The sequence below is a fragment of the Streptomyces sp. NBC_01244 genome (assembly GCF_035987325.1).
Taxonomy (GTDB): Bacteria; Actinomycetota; Actinomycetes; order Streptomycetales; family Streptomycetaceae; genus Streptomyces.
Genome location: NZ_CP108488.1, coordinates 9,295,353 through 9,313,435, shown reverse-complemented (window position 1 = coordinate 9,313,435; position 18,083 = coordinate 9,295,353). Strand labels below are relative to the sequence as shown.

Here is an 18,083-nt window from a genome sequence, read left to right as displayed (position 1 = left end):
AGAAGGGGCTGACCGAGCCGCCGCGGGTGGCGACGCCAGGTGCTGCTGCCCCGCGCGGGCGGGGATGGCCCCTCCCGCCGACTACATGGCGGAGCGCAGCATTCCCGCCGTCTTGGCCATCGCGGCCTTGGCCGCCTCGTCGGTGGCAGTTCGTGCGGCGTCCTCGAGCAGGAGGGCGGCCGCCTGGAGGAGTCCGATGTGGACGGGCACGGTCTCCAGCCCGGTGAGCGCGGCCATGGCCTGGTCGGTAGCGCTCTGTGGGATAAGGGTGCTGACGCCACGTCCGACGATCCGTTGGGGCTGCGTAGGTGTACTCACGGGATGATTCTCGCGGGTCTCCGGACACCAAACTGCCCACATGCGCGAGCGGTGGGCTTACTGTCGCAGTCCCGGACGGCGCCCAATCTCCCGCTCGTCGGGTCGGTGGGAACGTACGCCCGGGCAGTTCCCGTTGCCGGGCCTGCACCGGCCGCGTGGGGGCCCACTTCTGTTCCTCGGCGATCGACCGGTGGGCGGCGGCGTCCAGCATCGCCCGCGGTACGGGCGTGCCCTCGCTTTGCCCGGCGGACAGGAGCGCGGCGGCGCTCTTCCGCTCCGCGCCCATCAGCGCCGCGTAGGCCCCGGTCAGCGACTCGACCTGCCGCAGGTGGACGGGGGAAGGGCTGGGCCACCCAGGGGGCGGCGCCCCGCCATCTGCCAGCCGGTGGGCGAGAGCCGGTACGCGGTCGCGGCGAGGGCTCCCACTCCCCCGGCGTCTGCGACGGTGTCGGCGGCCGGGCTGCCCGTACCCGGCAGTTGCTTGGGCGTCCGCTGTGTGCCGAACAGCAGCTGGTCCTGGCGGAGCTCGGCGGCGAGAGCAGTGGGTGCTCCCGGGAGCCCGGTCGAGGGGCGTCCTGGCACCCGGCAGGGCAAACCCGGGTGCAGAAGGCGCCCGCGCCGGCATCGCGGGTAGCGGCTCCCCCGCCCCCTGTAGCGACGCGCACCCCACGGGCGACGGTAAAGCCGGCCCGGAGCCCTGCCGGGCCCGGCCACCACACTTCGATGGACCATACGTCGCCGACCTGATGGCCGTCCGGATCGGGATCACCCGAGCCGTAGGGGTCGGGATCGACAATGATGTGAATGCGGGCCGCCGACTCGGACACGCGGTAGCAGTGCATGTCACGCGATACGTCGTCGAGTTCGACCGTGTGGGACCATAACAAGATCAAGCGGCCAATCAGGAGATCAGGCGCCCCTCCTGGGGGTCGAAGGTGGGCAAACCCCTGGACGCCCCACCCCGTGGAGATCCCGGGCTGGGGCGGGACCGGGCAAGGGGAAACGTCCTCTTCGCTCCCCACCCCGAGGGCTTGCCCAGGGGCGGAGTATCCCGAGGCTGGGCCGCGTCGTTGGACAGGCGTCCACACACCCCCCGCTCCCCCGGAGTTCCGAGCGATGCCCAGGATCCTTCCCGTCGCGGCCGTGCCGCTTGCACTCGCTTGTCTCGTTGTGGGAGTGACGGCGCCGTCGGCCCCTGCTGACGGGCGTACCGAGTGCGTCACCACCTCGCGTGAGCTGGACATGCCGCAGGAGTCGACACCCTGGCCCGACAATTGGACGTTCCGTACGACGGTGTGCGCTCAGAGGAGCGGGTCGATCGTGACCGCGTACGCCACTCTGAAGTGGACGGCGCCGCGCGTCCTCGCACGTCAGGTGTACATCTTCGACAGCGCGAGCATCGACGCGGGGATCGCCCGCACCGCGAAGGGCCCGCGGCTCATCAGCCGCGCGTACGACGTGCACGACCAGCTGGAGAAGGGCAGTGGCACCTACACCACCGGCAGGATCAGCTACCAGGCCGGCGCGGGCCGTGCGGTCGGCCAGGCAGCCCTCCACCTGAACTGGAACAACGACGGCCGCGGCACGGAGACGTTCCCCGTCCGCGCTTCCCCCTCTGTCTAGGCAGACGCGGTCGACATGGGCCGGTCTGAGCCGTCGGAGCTGCCCGTGGCCCGTTTTGACGGGCCCCGGGCAGCGTGCTGATGGGCGCGGACGATGGTGGAGTCGACTGCGACGCCCTGAGGCCGATGACACACATCGACCAGCGGTCAGATCATCCGAAGGAAATGACCTACGGGAGCTGTACGGCGTTCCAGTCCCAGCTCTTGACGGGGACCTTGTAGCTGGGGGTGAAGGGCTGTACGAGTCCGGCGGTGTCGGCCAGGCCGGTGTACATGGTGATGCTGGTGTCGGCGTTGCGGTACATCATGCCCATGTCGGTGCGGCCGTCACCGTTGTAGTCGCCTGCGGTGAGCTTCATGGCCTTGGGGTCCCAGCTCTTGGCGGGGACGCTGTAGCCGCCGGTGAATCCGCCGAACCCGCCGTCGGCCTTGGCCAGGGAGCTGCGGAAGGTGATCGAGGTGTCGGCGTTGTAGGTGGTGACGAGGGCGTCGGCGCGGCCGTCACCGTTCAGGTCACCGGACCGGATCTCGACGGTGTTCCAGTCCCAGGTGTTGGCGGGGACGGTGTGGCTGCTGGTGAAGGGCTGGATGAGTCCGGTGGTGTCGGCGAGGCCGGTGTACATCTTCATGGAGCCGTCGCCCATCTTGTACAGCATGGCCATGTCGCTGCGGGTGTCGCCGTTGAAGTCGCCGGTGATCAGCTTCATGGAGCTGCGGCTCCAACTGCCCGTGGGGACGGTGTAGCCGGGCTTGTATTCGTTGAACCCGCCGTCGGTCTTGGCGAGGGAGCTGTAGAAGGCGATCGAGGTGTTCGCGTGGTAGTAGACCATGACCGCGTCGGCGCGGCCGTCCCCGTTGACGTCACCGGAGTGCAGCTCGATGGCGTTCCAGTCCAGGCTGTTGGCCGGGATGGTGTAGCTGCTGGTGAAGGGCTGGATGAGTCCGGCGGTGTCGGCCAGGCCCGTGTACATGGTGATGCTGCTGTCGCCGTTGCGGTACATCATGCCCACGTCGGTACGGCCGTCACCGTTGTAGTCGCCGGTGATCAGCTTCATGGCCTTGGGGTCCCAGCTCTTGGCGGGGACGGTGTAGCCGGGCTTGTAGTCGTTGAACCCGCCGTCGGTCTTGGTGACGGAGCTGTAGAAAGTGATCGAGGTGTCGGCGTTGTAATACACCATGATCGAGTCGGAGCGGCCGTCACCGTTCACGTCACGCTGGACGGCGAAACGCCGGTCCGTCTCGGTGATCCAGTCCTTGAGGCCGTCCGCTCGTTCCGCGATGGCGCCGGTACGGGTCTCCGCCGCGGGGGTGCCCAGGCAGCCGCCCTGCCAGGACCGGCTGTTGACGCCGGCCAGCTCGCCCTTGCTGTTGACCAGCGGACCGCCGGCGTCGCCCTGACAGATGGCGTCGGTGCCCTTGCCCGTGAGAGCCAGCGTCGTGGCGTCCGCGGAAACGACATCGAACGCCGCGGTGTGGACCTTCGTCGGCACCCAGTCGGTCTTGGTCCGCCCGAACCCGGCCGCCGTCACATCAGCTCCCGCGGAAGGCTGCGCAGCGGCGAGCTTGATAGGCGTGATGCTGCTCGTGACCGGCTTGGACAGCTTGGCGAGCGCGACGCCACGGTCAGCGTGCGGCACGACGTTGATCACGTCGAACGTGGTCGTCCCCGCGCCGATCTTCGCCGTGGTCTTCAGCGCAGGCCTACCCGCCACGACCGCCGCGCCGGGGGTCTTCGCGAAACAGCTCGTCGCGGTCAGGACCCAGCTCGCGTCGACGAGAACACCGGAGCAGGCGCGGCTGTTGGTCTCGTCACCGATGTTGAGCTGCACGGTGTAGGTGTACTGCCCAGCCGCGGCGGGGGTTCCGACAGCGGCCAGGGCGGCACCGGCGGGCATGAGCGCGGCGGCGCCGGCGATGGTCAGGGTCGCGGCCATCCACCTGGTGCGCGGACGTATGTGGGACATGGTCTTCCTGAATTCTTCGGGAGGATGCGGGCGGCAGGAGCTGAGGCGTCATGCCGGGGGCACGAACACGGGAGCCCCCCTGGGGGTCGGTTGAGCGAGATCCGGAGGGGGGGCCAGTGGCGCTGCCGGGCCCGGGCACTGTCCCGGGCCCGGCAGCGGAATGCCTCTACTGCGATGTGGGTCAGGTGAGGTGGATCATGGTCTTCCAGGTGGTTCCGCCGAACATGGTGACGGCGTCCGTGATGCTGCCCTTGCCGTCGCCCTTGTAGAGGTGGAGGCTGCCGTCGGTCCACACGGCCATCAGGTCGGCGATGCCGTCGGCGTTGAAGTCGCCGGCGGTCATGTGCCTGACCGTGCCCCAGGTGGTGCCGCCGAGCGGGACCGGGACCTGGTCGCCGATCTGGCCGGTGCCGTCACCGGGGTAGTAGTGGAGGGTGCCGTCGTTCCAGACGGCCATGAGGTCGGCGATGCCGTCGCCGTTGAAGTCGCCGCCGGGCAGCAGCTTGACGGTGCCCCAGGTGCTGCCGCCGGTGTTCACCTTGGCCTCGGACTCGAGCTGGCCGTCGCCCTTGCCCTTGTACAGGTGCAGGGTGCCGTCGTTCCAGACGGCCATGACGTCGGCGATCCCGTCGCCCGTGAAGTCGCCCGACGTGAACTGCTTGACCGGAGCCCAGGTGTTGCCGCCCTCGGCGACGGTGACTCCGTCGGTGATCTTGCCCTTCCCGTCACCCTTGTACAGGTGCAGGGTGCCGTCGGTCCAGACGGACATGAGGTCGGCGATGCCGTCACCGTTGAAGTCGCCGGCCGTGAGCTGCTTGGAGCCCCAGGTGGTGCCACCGAGCTGCGCGATGCTGGTGCCGGCCAGACCCTTGGCCTTGTCGCCGGGGTAGATGTACAGACTGCCGTCGCCCCAGACCGCCGCAAGGTCACCGATGCCGTCATTGGTCATGTCGCCCGGCGCGTGGAAAGAGGTCTTGCTGATCCAGGCCTGGAGGCCGTCCGCGCGTGAGGCGATGGCGCCGGTACGGGTCTCCGTGGCGGGGGTGCCCAGGCAGCCGCCCTGCCATGACCGGGTGTTGATGCCGACCAGCTCGCCCTTGCTGTTCACCAGCGGGCCGCCGGAGTCGCCCTGGCAAAGGGCGTCGGTGCCCTTGGCCGTGAGAGCCAGCGTCGTGGCATCCGCGGAAGCGACACCGAACGCGGCGGTCTGGATCTTGGTATGCACCCAGGCGGTCTTTGTACGCCCGAATCCGGCCGCCGTCACCGCCGCGTTCACGGCTGGCTGCGCCGCAGCGAGCTTGATGGGAGTGATGCCGGTGACCGGCTTGGACACCCTGGCGAGCACTACATCACGGTCACTGCGCGGCTCGAGATTGACCACATCGAGCGTGGTCGTGCCGATCCTGGCCGTGGTCTTCAGCGCCGGCTTTCCCGCCACGACCGCCGCGCCGGGGGTCTTCGCGAAACAGCTCGTCGCGGTCAGGACCCAGTTCGCGTGGACGAGGACCGCGGAGCAGGCACGGCTGTTGGGCTCGTCGCCGATGTAGAGCTTGGCGGTGTAGGTGTACTGCCCTGCGGCGGCCGGGGTTCCGACGGCTGCCAGGGCCGCGCCGGCGGGCATGAGCGCGGCGGTGCCGGCGATGGTCAGAGCCGCGGCCGTCCACCTGGTGCGCGAACGTGTGTGGGACATGGTCTTCCTAACGTCTTTCTTCGAGAGGGTGCGGGCCGCAGGAGCTGAAAGAGCCATGCCCTGTGGTCGGAGTGCGAGCCGCGGTAGGAGGGGCGGAGATCTGGGCCAGCGGTGCCGTCACGGTGAGCGTCCTGGTCCGGTGTGCGCGACATCGGGGTTCGTGCGCGCCGACGGCGGGCCCGGCCGGGCCCGCAAGTCCTGCCGCGCGTGGAGCTCGGCGGGCCCGCGGAACCCTCACGCCGGGGGCCTCCCCGTCGGCAAAGCTGTTCGGGGAGGCCGTCGCGGCGTGATCTCAGAGGGTGCCGGTGATGGTGATGTTGCCGGGATTGCCCTTGATGCCGGTGTGGGTTACCGGCGTGGTGGGGGCCCAGGTGCGGTCGGCGTGGCGGATGGTGTGCAGGATCTGGTTGCCAGTGGTGACGACGGCAACCTGCAGCTCACCGTCGACGTGGGTCACGCTGACGGACCTCGTGGTGATCTGGCCGAGTACGCCGACCAGCTCGGTGAAGGGGTCCCAGGAGCCGGTGCTCTTCCGCATCGTGTGGTGCTGCTTGGCACCACTGTCGGTGGCGATCACGATGTGGGTGTCGTTGCCGACGCCCGCCATGCTGACGGAGCTGATGGGGCCGGTTGCTCCGGCGGCCTGTGCGACGTCTCCCCAGACGGTCCACTGCCCGGCGGCGTCACGGATGGTGTGCTTGGCCTTGCCGGAGCTCACGGCCATGACCTGAAGCTGGCCTGCAACGCTGGCCGTGGCGATGTCGGACACAGTGCCGATCGCGCCGGCGACCGCGGAGATGTCACCGAACTTCGTCCAGTTACCGGTGGCGTTGCGGATGGTGTGGAAGACCTTCCCGTCTGAGACGGCGAGGACGTGGAGGTCGTTGCCGATGGAGACGGTGGACACCTTGGTGACGTTGGCCAGCGTTCCGGCGACCTCGTTGATGTCACCGAACTTCGTCCAAGTGCCGTCGATGGAGCGGACGGTGTGCTGCAGGTGGCCGTCGCCACCGACCGCGATCACGTGCGTGTCGCTGCCGACTCCGGAAGCGGTCACGGCCCAGTTCTTGATCCCCCCGATGCTGCCGGCCGTGGTGGACTGGATGTCGGTGAAGGTGGTCCAAGACCCGTCGGACAGGCGGATGCCCTGGTAGACGCTGACACCGGTCTGGACGACGGCTCCGGTCTTCCAGCCAGGAGTCTGGGCCAGGATCTCCTGCTGCATCCAGTTCTGGAGGCCGTCCGTGCGTGCCGCGATGGCGCCGGTACGGGTTTCCGTGGCCGGGGTGCCCAGGCAGCCGCCCTGCCAGGAACGGTTGTTGATCCCGGTCAGTTCGCCCTTGCTGTTGACCAGGGGGCCGCCGGCGTCGCCCTGGCAGATGGAGTCGGTGCCCTTGCCGGTGAGAGCCAGGGTCGTGGCGTCAGAAGAGGTGACGCCGAACGCGGCGGTGTGGACCTTGCTCTGCACCCAGGCGGTCTTCGTACGGCCGAACCCCGCCGCCGTCACCGCCGCGTTCGCAGCCGGCTGCGCGGCAGCGAGCTTGACGGGGACGGTGCCGGTGACCGGCTTGGACAGCTTTGCGAGGACCACATCGCGGTCACCGCGCGGCACGATGCTGACCACATCGAGCGTGGTCGTGCCGATCCTGGCCGTGGTCTTCAGCGCCGGCTTTCCCGCCACGACCGTCGCGCCGGGGGTCTTCGCGAAACAGCTCGTCGCGGTCAGGACCCAGCTCGCGTCCACGAGGACGGCGGAGCAGGCACGGCCGTTGGCCTCGTCACCGATGTTGAGCTGCACGGTGGAGGTGTACTGCCCAGCCGCGGCCGGGGTTCCGACAGCAGCCAGGGCCGCGCCGGCGGGCACGAGCGCGGCGGCGCCGGCGATGCTCAGAGCCGCGGCCATCCACCTGGTGCGCGGACGTATGTGGGACATGGTCTTCCTAACATCTCTTTACGAGTGGATGCGAGCGGCCTATCCGGCTTTGGCCCTGACGCCGAAGCAACGGACCTTCAGCCCGGAGCGGGTGTTGACGGTGCCCGAGGAGGACGCCGTGGGCACCGCGCCGCGGCCCACGAAACGGTGTTGCGCACACGGGACGGATACCCATCGACCGGCGCGCGGCATAGCGTGGGCCCATTGGGCCCTGAGCCGTTCACGGAATGGGGCGTTGCGCCTGGCGTTCCGTCAGAACAGCTCAGTGCGTCAGCCAGTGACGCGGAGTTCGACCAGAACGGAACGCAGGCCCGTGTCGCCGGTTTCCCCGACGGGCGTGAGGTCATTGGCGGGTGCGTTGACCACGGTCTTCTTCCCTTCGGCGGTGAGCGTGGCCTTCACCGGCTGGGCCCCGGTCCAGAGGCTGAAGGTGTCAGGCAGCTCAAGGGTCAGGTAGCCGGTCTTGGCGTTGGTCGCGAAGCAGAAGTTGCCCTTCCTGGATTCGACGAAAATGTTCGCCGAGTTGGCCGAGCACTCACTCTGGTCAGTGATCTGGGTGAGGAAGACGTGCCCGTCGCCACGCTTCAGGGTGATCCCGCGGTCCTGCAGGATCTGGGCCGCGCCGGGGTAGTTCAAATCTTCGATCGCAACGGGCATCTCATCGGCAAGCGGAGCAGCCGGGGTGGCTTGGGCAGCCAGCGCGGTGGCGCCGAGGCCCGCCACGATCGCGGCCGTAAGGCCACCAATCAGCATCTTTCGGGCAGGGAGCATCGCCATGATTCCTCTCAGGGGGGTGTGTGAAGCGGCAGCCATAACGGAACTAGCCGCTCCGATTCGCTGAAGTAAATCACATGTAAGATCCATCCGGAACGTCATCCCTGGCCGCAGTCGACCCGGGCTCAGGCGACCTCAGGGGGCGTCAGGCTGGCGCACTGCTCTAGAAGTTCGCCACCCTCCACTTTCCCTCAAAACCCCAAAAAACGGACATGTGCGTCAATGTTCCCAGCGGTTGCTCTCTGGGAATTGGCCCTTGATTCAAGAAGGACCGTCAGGTGAAACAAACATCGCGCTTGATACGATTTGGGCGAATATCCGGAGCTCGACGAACCCGCCCGCCGGGCGGGCTCGGCCTGCGTGCCGCGTGTGCAACTGTGTTGTCCGCCACGCTCACGGCCGGCCTGCTGTCATCCTCGGCGGCGACCGCGGAAGAGGCCGTACCGACGGCGAATCGCGGCCTCGCCGTGGGGATGTGGCTGGATGGTGGCACGGGCGTCAAGGAGGCTGCGAAGCAGGCGCTTCTCGGTTCGGATGAGGACATCCGCAAGTTCCTCACCGACGTACCGTCCATCCAGCGCATCGATGACCGGGTGGATCTTGGTCGGGTGGTGAACGCGGGCGGTCTGGCGGTTCGGGAGGCGGCCAAGAAGGCGGCCGCCGGCACCCCCCAGGACGTAGAGGCGTTCCTGGAAACGGGCTGGAAAGCTCCGAGCGAGCAGGACATGCGCGTAGAGGCGACCCGGGTGGTCAACCTCGGCGGCCTCGGAGTGCAGGAGGCCGGCAAGGCCGCACTGAAGGGCACCCCGGCAGACGTCAAGAATTTCCTTGAGGTCGATCAGTACAAGAAGCGGGAGACCGACGACCGGGTCGAGACAACCAAGCTCTACAACTCCGGCGGCACCAATGTGAAGGCGGCAGCCAAGCTGGCGCTGAGGGGCACCGCGAACGACATCGTCGAGTTCCTCGAGGTCGGGCAGTTCGTCGCCCGCAACCGTGACCAGGAACACGCAACGATCGCGCAGCTCACCGAGCAGGCGGAGAAGGCCGGCAAGCAGGCTGAGGACGCCAGGAAGGCCGCAGAGGACGCCTCGGGAAAGGCCGTCTACGCCGCCTTCCTGGCGCAGGAGGCCGCCAAGCTGTCGGCTAGCGAGGCCAAGGCTGCCCAGGGCGACGCACGAAGGGCATCCGAGAAGGCAAAGCAGGCTGCTGACGCGGCCCGCGGCGCTGCTGAGGCTGCGCAGACCGCGATCGGCGCGGCCAATGCCGCCAACCGGTCCGCGCGCAGGGCCGCATTGGCGGCCGCACAGACCGCGAACGCGGCCGCGTCTGCGGCTGATGCCGCCACGCGTGCCTCAAACGCCGCGATCGCTGCGGGCAAGGACAAGGACAAGGCGCAGGAAGCCCGGGACCGTGCGGCCGAGGCGCGTAAGGCCGGCGAGCTGGCCAAGCGTTCGGCCAAGGCCGCGGAGGAAGCCGGCAAGGCATCCTTGGCTGCAGCCGATGCCGCCGCCGCCTCCCGCGCCGCGACCGGCAATGCCAATACCGCCGCCGATGCCGCGGACGAGGCGGCAGGGTACGCGGAAGCAGCCGGTGGATCGGCGTCCGAGGCCCGCGCCGCTGCGGCAGAGACCCGTCGGCACGCCAACGAGGCAAACCGCGCCGCCAACGCTGCCGAGGCCCTGGCCCGCAGGTCGGCCGCCGCGGCCAACGAGGCACGTGATGCAGCCAACTCGGCGGCCACGCACGCCGAGAACGCTGCCACGGCCGCCGAGGCGGCAGCCGAGCACGCCGGCGAAGCCGCCAACCAGGCAGCCGAGGCCACCAAGCAGGCCAAGGCCGCCGAAGTAGCGGCAGTGACGGCCACCAAGGCGGTGGCCACGGCCAAGAAGACGTTCGGCATCGCACGGGAGACCGAGGCCGAAGACCTCGCCACCCGGACCAATGCGGCCATCGAGCGCGCCAAGACGCAGAAGACCTTCGCCAACGAATTCACCGTTGACGCCGCCAAGTCCGTGGTGGAGGGCCAAGCGATAGAGGCCGACGCGAAGGCCCTGGCGGCTGAGCTCGCCAAGCCCGGCGCCGACCAGGCAGCCATTGCCAAGAAGGGCCGAGCGGTTGCCCTGCGGGCACTGGAGTACTTCGGCTCCTGGCGCCAGGACGCCGCAGCCCAGGCTCTGTCCGGCACTGACGCTGAGGTCCTGGAATATGTCCGCACCGGGTGGGGGAAGGCCGTCTCGGACGAGATCCGCCAGCAGGTCGTCAACCTTTCCACTGCCGGCCTCTATGCGGCAGTCCGTACTGCGGCAACCGAAGCACTCAAGGGCACCGATCAGCAGATCCGTGACTTCTACACCACCGGTCAGCACGAGGCAGCCAAGACCGACCTCCGAGTTGAAATAACCAAGCTCTCCAACGAGGGCAGTACCAGTGTGAAGGAAGCGGCCAAGACGGCGCTCGAGGACGGCAGCACCAAGGCCCTGATCGCCTTCCTCAAGAACGGCCAGTACGGCGCGCGCAATATCGACGAGCGTGCCACCTCTACCAAGCTGTTCAACGACGGAGGGCCTGAGGTCAAGGCTGCCGCCAAGATCGCACTGAACGCACCCGTCAACGACCTCCACTCCTTCGTTGATGCCGGCCAGTACATGGCCGCCCGTAAGGACCAGCTCGCGTACACCCACATCGCCCAGGTCGAACGCCTCATTGCCGAAGGCGAAGGCATCGCGGCCAAGGCGCAGGAGAATCGCTGGATCGCAGCCAAGGCGGCACACGAAGCCAACAACGCCTCAGATGCGGCCAACGCAGCAAAAATTGAGGCGGGCAAGAGCGCCGACCTGGCCAAGGGATATGCCGCCGACGCGGGCAAGGCGGCCGACCGCGCCGAGGTGAGCGCAACCCAAGCAGCCAAGTCCGCCGCCACAGCACGCAGTGCGGCCAACCGGGCCAACCAAGACGCTGCCAACGCCGAAGAGTCCGCCGCACAGGCGGAGTTCTCTGCCGAGTACGCGCGCGGCTCGGCGTACGAAGCAAAGGAAGCGGCCGACCGGGCAAAGGGCGATGCGCTGGCAGCCGGCAAGAGCGCTGCCGCCGCTGATGTAGACGCCAAGGCAGCCTGGAAGGACGTGCTCACGAAGCGCGAGGCCGAGCAGGCCGAGGAAGAGCGCAAGGCCGCGGAGAAGCGCAAGAAGCAGCGGGAAAGCAAGCCCAAATGCAATGTTCCGATGAACCGGGACAGCCTCCCCATCTGCGCCTACGGTGATGTAGAGCTCGTCTTCCCCAAGGCCGACCCGGTCATGGCGGAAATCATCGTGGAGTTCGCTGTCGGCGACATCAAGCGATGCGTCACAGAACCCACCCTCAGCGACTGCCTCTGGGCGGCAGCAGGGGTCATCCCTGTCGGCAAGGGAGTCAAGCTCCTCAAGCTGGGTGCCGAAGGAGTCGAGGCTGCACGAGATGCCTCGCGGACCGCGAAGCTAATCCAGGACTGCGTCCAGTGCTTCCCCGCCGGCACCAAGGTGCTCATGGCGGACAACTCGACCAAGAACATCGAGTCTGTCCAGATCGACGATCAGGTAATGGCAACTGACCCCGCCACCGGGAAGTCGGGTGCACGAGCGGTCACCAATCTGATCGTCACAGAGAACGACAAGCTATTCAACGAACTCACCCTCGTCACGGCGAAGGGTACGGAAGACCTGACGGCCACATACGAGCACCCCTTCTGGTCGCCCTCCCAGAAGCAATGGGTCGAAGCAGATGATCTTCGCTCTGGAATGACACTCAGAGCTGCGGACGAGACCACGGTGACGGTTCAGGCCAACCACCAGTTCACCACGCATGCACGTACGTACAACCTGACGGTCAACGATCTGCACACGTACTATGTAGTCGCCGACGCGACGCCCGTCCTCGTCCACAACAGCACGTGTCTCATCGGTTCCGTCACAGCCGCAGATGGGAAATCATTTTGGCTCCCGCAAGGCCGCAAGGCGGTTTCCACAACCAACAACAAGAAGGGCTGGGTGTACGAGATAAAGCCGGCAGAGACCGCGGCTAACGGACTAAACAAAAAGGTGAAGTATGTGCGCGTAGGGGATCCGGTGCTTTCCGGGCCGCATCAGTACCCCAAGGGGTATGTGAGTTACTGGAATGAGAGCGGTCAGGTCATCAACCCCATAGACGGAACAATGATTACGGACAAGGCCCACGACTACTGGCATATCGAGATCAAATGACTCTCATCGAAAATCTCTTCACGTCGCAGGATTACCAGCAGGCTCCAGAGCGCATTGACTGGGATCCACTGAAGGAGCCCGACGCCCTGCTGGATGCGCAGCTCCTCGATTGCAGGGTGTGCCCGACTGCGAATCGGGCTGCGCTACTGATCGACATGCGCACTGCACTGCACTATCGCACGGGGAATTCTGCCCTGCTCGTCATTCGCGGCCTGCAATCGTTTCAGTGGAGTGGTGCCGCGCAGGCGCTGAAATTGATGGCGTTCACGGTCATGTCCGGTCAGCCCACCGAGGTGGATCGCGGATGGCGGATGGATCTGGACTTCTTTCCGGCCAGCAGTCTTTCTGTAGGAGGAGAGCGGGCAGATTTCTACCTTCTAAATACCAACGGCACCCCTGCGGCGCAACCGAGCTACCCGGACCATGATCTCGATCAGGTTCGGCATGGGCTACCGTGGTGGGATTCAGAATGCACAATTCTGCAATCCTCCACATCAGTTAGTGGCGGATAGCTACCCCCCAACGTTGGCCTGTGTGACCTTGATCGGTCATGCAGGCCAACGTTGCGTTTGGGCCGGCCCCAGGCGAACCGGACACCGCTCACTGCGCGTGCGGTTCGGCACTGCGGCGGTTGGCCCGGACCTGACGCCGGGGGTTTTGGGCGCGAGATTGGGCGCGGTCGAGGTACTCGCGCTTTACCGTGGCCGAGCCCGGTTTCCAGCGGCCCTGGTGCGTCGGGTCGGCGCCGGCGTCCGCGATCCACAGGTCGACCCCGCCGTCCTCGACCTCGATGTCGGCGATGTTCAGGTCGGCCAGTTCGATGCGGCGGTTCAGGGCGCCCCGGCCGACCAGGAGCGTGCAGCGGTCCCGGAGGCCGGCCGGTAAGTGGAGGTCGCAGGTGTCGACCATGGCGTGCAGCATCGGCTCGGTGATGGCCGGAGCTTTACGGACGCGGTTGCGTTTGCCCCACTCCTTGCGGTAATCCGCGCAAATGCCGCGTTCCTCGGTCGTGCCGGGGCGGCGGTCCTCAGGCATCCATGTGCGGACCCCCAACATGTAGGTGCGGATGGTGTTCTGTGTCATCTCGCGGGCGATGAGGCCGGCGACCCGTTCCACGTACGTGGCCGTCGTGCGGGGCCGAGCGACCCGGCCCATCTCCTCGCACCACTCGGCGAACTTCCCGCGCTGACTGGCGTAGTTGCGGCTGGTGTTGGCGGGCGCAGACTTGTCACGCAGGTGTTGTGCCGTGCCCTCGGACACCTCGAGGTCCGTACGGGTGTACGTGGGCGCGTCCGCCTCCGTGGGGACGGCCTCCCCCGGGTGGAGGATCGTGTGCTGGTCGACCAGGGGGCGAGGCATCTGCCCTAGTAGGACTCCGTTAGGTCTTCCGGTTCGGGCTGCTCGTGGGCGGGCATGTCGGATGTGTGGATACACGCGAAGTGGACCGTGTACGGGCTGAGTTGGCGTCGTATGTGACTGACGTGTTCGCCTCTCTGAGGCGCAAGGACCAGCGGGCCAAGGGCGACTGTTACCTGCGTGGCCTGATGCTGGACGGCCGCCGGAAGTCGATCCAGGCCATGGCCGCTCGGCTGCCGGACGGCAACGAGCAGAACCTGCAGCAGTTCGTGAACCAGTCCACCTGGGATCCGGTGCCGGTGCAGCGCCGGATCTGTGAACGCATGCTGCCGCCCATCGCTCCGACGGCCTGGGTGATCGACGATGTGTCGCTGCCCAAAGACGGAAGAATGTCGGTCGGGGTGGCTCCGCAGTACTGCGGAGCTCTGGGCAAACGCGCCAACTGCCAGGTCGCTGTCAGCGTCCACGCCGCAACGGACACCGCCTCCTGCCCGCTGCAGTGGAGGCTGTTCATGCCTCGATCATGGGAAGCGGACGACGATCGCAGGACTTCCACCCGCGTCCCGTCCGAGGTCACGCACCGGGAGAAATGGCGGTTGGCCCTGGACATGCTCGACACGCTGGCCGAGTGGGACATGAGCCCTCCGGTCGTGGTGGCAGACGCCGCATACGGCACCAACGCATACTTCCGGGCCGCACTCACCGACCGCGGAATCCACTACGTCTTGGCCGTCCGGGCGGACGTAAGTGCCCATCCGCTCGACGCTGAGCCCGAAGCACCACCCCGCAACGGGCCGGTCGGCTGCTGGCCCCAGCCTCGCTACCGACACCCCGCACCGTCGATGGCAACCCTGTCCGCAGGTCTCGGGCCGAAGGCGTTCACCACCGTCACTTGGCGGCAGGGCACCCGAGGCCGGCTGAAGTCCCGCTTCGCCGCCGTGCGCGTCCGGCCCGCCGGCAAGGCCGTGGAGCGTCCGATCAAAGCCGCTGCTTCCTCCGGTCAAGGCTGGTGGGACGGGGTCCTGCCTGACTGCTGGCTACTGGTCGAGTGGCCGGACGGCGCTGAAGCCCCCACCGACTACTGGCTCTCCAGCCTCCCTGCCGACACCCCAATCACCGAGCTGGTGCTTTTAGGCAAGGTCCGCTGGCGCATCGACCACGACTACCGCGAACTCAAGCACGGCCTGGGCCTGGACCACTTCGAGGGACGGTCCTGGCCCGGCTGGCACCACCACGTCACCCTCGTCACCGCGGCCCAGGCATTCCTCACCGAACAGCGACTGACCCCAAAAGTCCCAGGACCGGCCTCACCTTCTACCAGACCCTCGACGCCCTCCAAAACATCCTGAGGTGCTGGACCGGCATCTGCACCACCTGCCACCAACCCCTCCCCAACAGACCACAGGCCACCCAAAGATCAAGAATGACCTAACGGAGCCCTACTAGCGCCGAGTACGTATTCCATGACGATCCAGGGGAGGCCCTCGTCTTCGACGATGTCATATACCGTCGCCACGTGAGGGTTGCCGCGCAGCCGGGCCGTGTGTCGTGCTTCGCCGCGGGCTCTGGCGATGCGGGCTTCCAAGTCCTGCTTGGGGGTGTTGGGTGGGACGGCGATCTCCTTGAGGGCTACGTCGCACGCCAGTTCCTCGTCGTAGGCAAGCCAGACCCGTCCCATGCCGCCGGCACCGAGCCTGCGCTGCAGCCGATAGCGCCCGGCGATTGCCCGGTCGGCGGCATCATCCGTGCCCGTCATGCGCGCCTTCCCTACAGTCCGGACTGGTGCGGACAGCACGACCGGGTGGAGGCCCCTGACCTGTAGGGCCACATCCTAGGATTATTCACGGAGAATCCTGACATGTAGAACAAATGGCGTCGCGTAGGTCACACCTCCGGCCTCGGGAATCTGTTCCTCTCTCCTTCCAGCGCACTCACACCTGGAAGGAGTCAACCGAGTCATGCCTGACACCGACCAGCGCGTCGCGGGCCAACCCGAGCGAGGCCCAGTTCGGCCCCCTACAGGCGGACACCCCGTCGCCTGCGACTTCTCCCCCAGACGGTCGATCCTTGTCCGGCACCCGCCTGAGATAAGTAACATATACGGCGTGTCGGACAATCCCCCCTCTCCTATCGTGATCCCCTCCACCCGCTGCCTGCCCTCTGGGCCGATGCGAACGGAGGACCGGATGACGGAATCATTTGCGGGTACGTACTACCCGCATCTACGCGAGGTGCTCGATCCCCGGTACGCGGGGCTCTCCGACGGCGAACTCGAGGAGGCGTTCTCGGAGGCATTCGGCGAGAGCGTCACCCTCGCGGAGTATGAGGAATTCTTCAAAGGCTTCGGCAGAACGCTGGCGAAGGCTGCCAAGAGTGTCGGCAAGATCGCCTCGGCCGTGGGCCCCGGGCTCCTCCAAGGAGCCGCCGCCGGCAGCGCCCTGGGCCCGTTCGGCGCTCTGGGCGGGGCACTGCTCGGCGCCACCGGGTCGGCGCTCAAGCGGTATGGCGGCCGGGGCGGCCGCGAAATCGGCGGTCTCCTCGGCGGCGCGCTCAACACGGCCGGCGCACTGACCGGGCGGGGCGCGCTGACCTCGGGCCTACTGAGCCTGGCCGGCGGCCGGGGCGGCCCCGCATCGAGCACCCTCACGGCTCTGCTGGGCCGACCGGAGATGGCCCAGGCCCTGGCCGCCCTGCGCGGCGGCCGGAATCCCTCGATCCCCGTCGGCCGTGGGCAGGTCCCGGTATCCGCCCACACCTTCGCAGGGCTGCTCGGCACCCTCGCGAAGGAGGCCGAGGCGGAGTGGGCGACCGACACGGAGTCCGACGAATCGACGGACGACCAACAGGCAGGTCGACTACTGGGCCTCCTGGTCGGCGCGGAGCAGGAAGAAGCCGAGGGCCACGGATCCGAGAAGCCCGGCGCCTGCGGATGCGCCCACGGAACCGCCGGGGAGTACGAAGAGGCGGTCGGATTCGCCGAGTTCGCCGAGTTCGAAGAGGGCGACGAAACCTACGGGTTCGGTGAGTTCGCCGAACCGGACTTCGACGACCTGGCCGACCACGAGGAATTCGCCGCCCGCTTCCACGATCTGGTGCATGCCCGGTGACCAGTCTGCAGATGCTCGAACTGCTCCGGCAGCAGCTTGCCGGTGATGCCGCGGCGGCGGACGAGCCGCCCGGCGGCCTGGCCGGCCTCACCGGCTCCGCCCCCCAGATCGCGCAGTTGCTCAGCCAGCGTGAGGCGCAGCTGCAGCGAGACCTGGCGGCGGCCGAGGAAGCCGAGCGGCTGGAGGCCCAGGCGGAGCTCCGGCTCGCCGAACGTCATGAGCGCGAGGAGAGCCTGCGCCGCCGGGTGGACGAACTGACCGACCAGCTGGACGCCGCGTACGGCCTGCTCGACGACCTGGCCGCCGCGCTCGGCGCGTGCCCCGCGTGTTTCGGCGGCGACGACGCCTGCCGGTGGTGCCGGGGCCGCGGCGCGCCGGGCTTCACCGCGCCCGAGCCCAGTCTCTTCAACCGGCTGGTCCGCCCGGCCGTTGTCCTGTTCGCCCGCCTGCACCGGCGGGTTGCCCCCACCGTCACCACCGGACCACCGTCCCAGCGCGAAAGGACACAGCAATGAGCGGGTACGACGAGCTCGATGGGCTGCTCGACAGCATCGAGTACGACGAATACGAAGAGGCCACACCGCCGCGCCAACTGGTGCGCACGCCCACTCGACGCAGCAGCTTCATCCCGAGGAACACCCCGACACCGGCCTCACAGGTCCAGTTGCAGACCTCGGTCCGCAACCTGGACGGCAAGATCGAGACTCTGGGCACCGCGGTCAAGTCCCTGGAGTCGCGGACGACCTCGCTCACCACCGGGCAGAACAGGCTGGCCGCGTCCGTCCGCAAGGAAGCCGAGGAGCGCAGGAAGAGCGCCGAAGCGATCCGGGCCGATCTCCAGCAGACAAAGATGCTCGGCCTGCTGATGCCGATGCTCAGCCAGGAGACGGTGGAGGCAGACCTCGACGGCAGGCCGGTCAAGGTGCTCGCCCCGTCACAGAGCCCGATGGCCGGAATCCTGCCGTTCATGCTGCTCATGCCGGGCATGAGCGGCGGCGAACCGGGCAAGGGCGGACTGGGCGGCGGCGACATGATCATGAACCTTGTCCTGCTGTCGATGCTGACCAAGAAGTGAGGCGCA

At 67.6% G+C, this 18,083-nt stretch carries 14 protein-coding genes and 1 pseudogene; 7 read left to right on the top strand and 8 right to left on the bottom strand.

The window, feature by feature from the left end; genetic code table 11:
* Window positions 1-81: 81 nt before the first annotated feature.
* The gene (locus OG247_RS41430; RefSeq protein WP_327257123.1) at window positions 82-318 is read right to left on the bottom strand and encodes a hypothetical protein; all 237 of its coding nucleotides are present in this window, start codon (window positions 316-318) and stop codon (window positions 82-84) included.
* A 306-nt stretch (window positions 319-624) separates the two neighbouring features.
* Entirely contained in the window at window positions 625-900 is a 276-nt protein-coding gene (locus OG247_RS41425) for a hypothetical protein (RefSeq protein WP_327257122.1), read from the bottom strand.
* Between the two features lie 738 nt (window positions 901-1,638).
* Between OG247_RS41425 and OG247_RS41420 the strand changes: the two genes are divergently transcribed.
* Window positions 1,639-1,941: a hypothetical protein gene (locus tag OG247_RS41420; protein WP_327257121.1), complete on the top strand. Its 303-nt coding sequence runs from the start codon at window positions 1,639-1,641 to the stop codon at window positions 1,939-1,941.
* A 169-nt stretch (window positions 1,942-2,110) separates the two neighbouring features.
* On the opposite strand, the gene OG247_RS41415 is transcribed toward OG247_RS41420, so the two are convergent.
* The 4 genes from OG247_RS41415 to OG247_RS41400 all read right to left on the bottom strand — a co-directional run bounded on the left by OG247_RS41415 (window position 2,111) and on the right by OG247_RS41400 (window position 8,304).
* A complete protein-coding gene (locus tag OG247_RS41415) occupies window positions 2,111-3,904 on the bottom strand; it encodes a trypsin-like serine protease (protein ID WP_327257120.1) in 1,794 nt (597 codons plus the stop codon).
* Window positions 3,905-4,085: 181 nt separating this feature from the next.
* Window positions 4,086-5,594 carry an FG-GAP-like repeat-containing protein gene (locus tag OG247_RS41410; protein WP_327257119.1) on the bottom strand — a complete coding sequence of 503 codons (1,509 nt, stop codon included), beginning with the start codon at window positions 5,592-5,594 and terminating at the stop codon, window positions 4,086-4,088.
* Between the two features lie 292 nt (window positions 5,595-5,886).
* Window positions 5,887-7,527: a S1 family peptidase gene (locus OG247_RS41405; RefSeq protein WP_327257118.1), complete on the bottom strand. Its 1,641-nt coding sequence runs from the start codon at window positions 7,525-7,527 to the stop codon at window positions 5,887-5,889.
* A gap of 270 nt (window positions 7,528-7,797) precedes the next feature.
* Window positions 7,798-8,304: a hypothetical protein gene (locus OG247_RS41400; protein ID WP_327257117.1), complete on the bottom strand. Its 507-nt coding sequence runs from the start codon at window positions 8,302-8,304 to the stop codon at window positions 7,798-7,800.
* A 377-nt stretch (window positions 8,305-8,681) separates the two neighbouring features.
* On the opposite strand from OG247_RS41400, the gene OG247_RS41395 reads away from it, so the two are divergent.
* Together OG247_RS41395 and OG247_RS41390 are read left to right on the top strand one after the other, a co-directional pair.
* Entirely contained in the window at window positions 8,682-12,539 is a 3,858-nt protein-coding gene (locus tag OG247_RS41395; RefSeq protein ID WP_327257116.1) for a polymorphic toxin-type HINT domain-containing protein, read from the top strand.
* Window positions 12,536-13,051, top strand: coding sequence for a hypothetical protein (locus tag OG247_RS41390; RefSeq protein ID WP_327257115.1), 516 nt, complete (start codon window positions 12,536-12,538; stop codon window positions 13,049-13,051). The genes OG247_RS41395 and OG247_RS41390 overlap by 4 nt, the downstream gene beginning before the upstream one ends.
* Window positions 13,052-13,139: 88 nt before the next feature.
* On the opposite strand, the gene OG247_RS41385 is transcribed toward OG247_RS41390, so the two are convergent.
* A complete protein-coding gene (locus tag OG247_RS41385) occupies window positions 13,140-13,898 on the bottom strand; it encodes a hypothetical protein (protein WP_327257114.1) in 759 nt (252 codons plus the stop codon).
* A 65-nt stretch (window positions 13,899-13,963) separates the two neighbouring features.
* Here OG247_RS41385 and OG247_RS41380 point away from each other — a divergent pair, with 65 nt between their 5' ends.
* On the top strand, window positions 13,964-15,244 hold the full coding sequence (locus OG247_RS41380; RefSeq protein WP_327257813.1) for an IS701 family transposase: 1,281 nt from the start codon (window positions 13,964-13,966) through the stop codon (window positions 15,242-15,244).
* Between the two features lie 104 nt (window positions 15,245-15,348).
* Here OG247_RS41380 and OG247_RS41375 read toward each other — a convergent pair.
* Window positions 15,349-15,651 (bottom strand): annotated as a pseudogene (locus OG247_RS41375) (protein kinase domain-containing protein); the annotation flags it as partial.
* A gap of 430 nt (window positions 15,652-16,081) precedes the next feature.
* On the opposite strand from OG247_RS41375, the gene OG247_RS41370 reads away from it, so the two are divergent.
* The 3 genes from OG247_RS41370 to OG247_RS41360 are packed head-to-tail and all read left to right on the top strand — an operon-like array spanning window position 16,082 to window position 18,077.
* Window positions 16,082-17,002 (top strand): hypothetical protein, encoded by a 921-nt coding sequence (locus tag OG247_RS41370; RefSeq protein ID WP_327257113.1) that lies wholly within the window; start codon window positions 16,082-16,084, stop codon window positions 17,000-17,002.
* Entirely contained in the window at window positions 16,999-17,517 is a 519-nt protein-coding gene (locus OG247_RS41365; protein ID WP_327257112.1) for a hypothetical protein, read from the top strand. Before OG247_RS41370 ends, OG247_RS41365 begins: the two co-directional genes overlap by 4 nt.
* Window positions 17,514-18,077 carry a hypothetical protein gene (locus OG247_RS41360; RefSeq protein ID WP_327257111.1) on the top strand — a complete coding sequence of 188 codons (564 nt, stop codon included), beginning with the start codon at window positions 17,514-17,516 and terminating at the stop codon, window positions 18,075-18,077. The genes OG247_RS41365 and OG247_RS41360 overlap by 4 nt, the downstream gene beginning before the upstream one ends.
* Window positions 18,078-18,083: the final 6 nt, after the last annotated feature.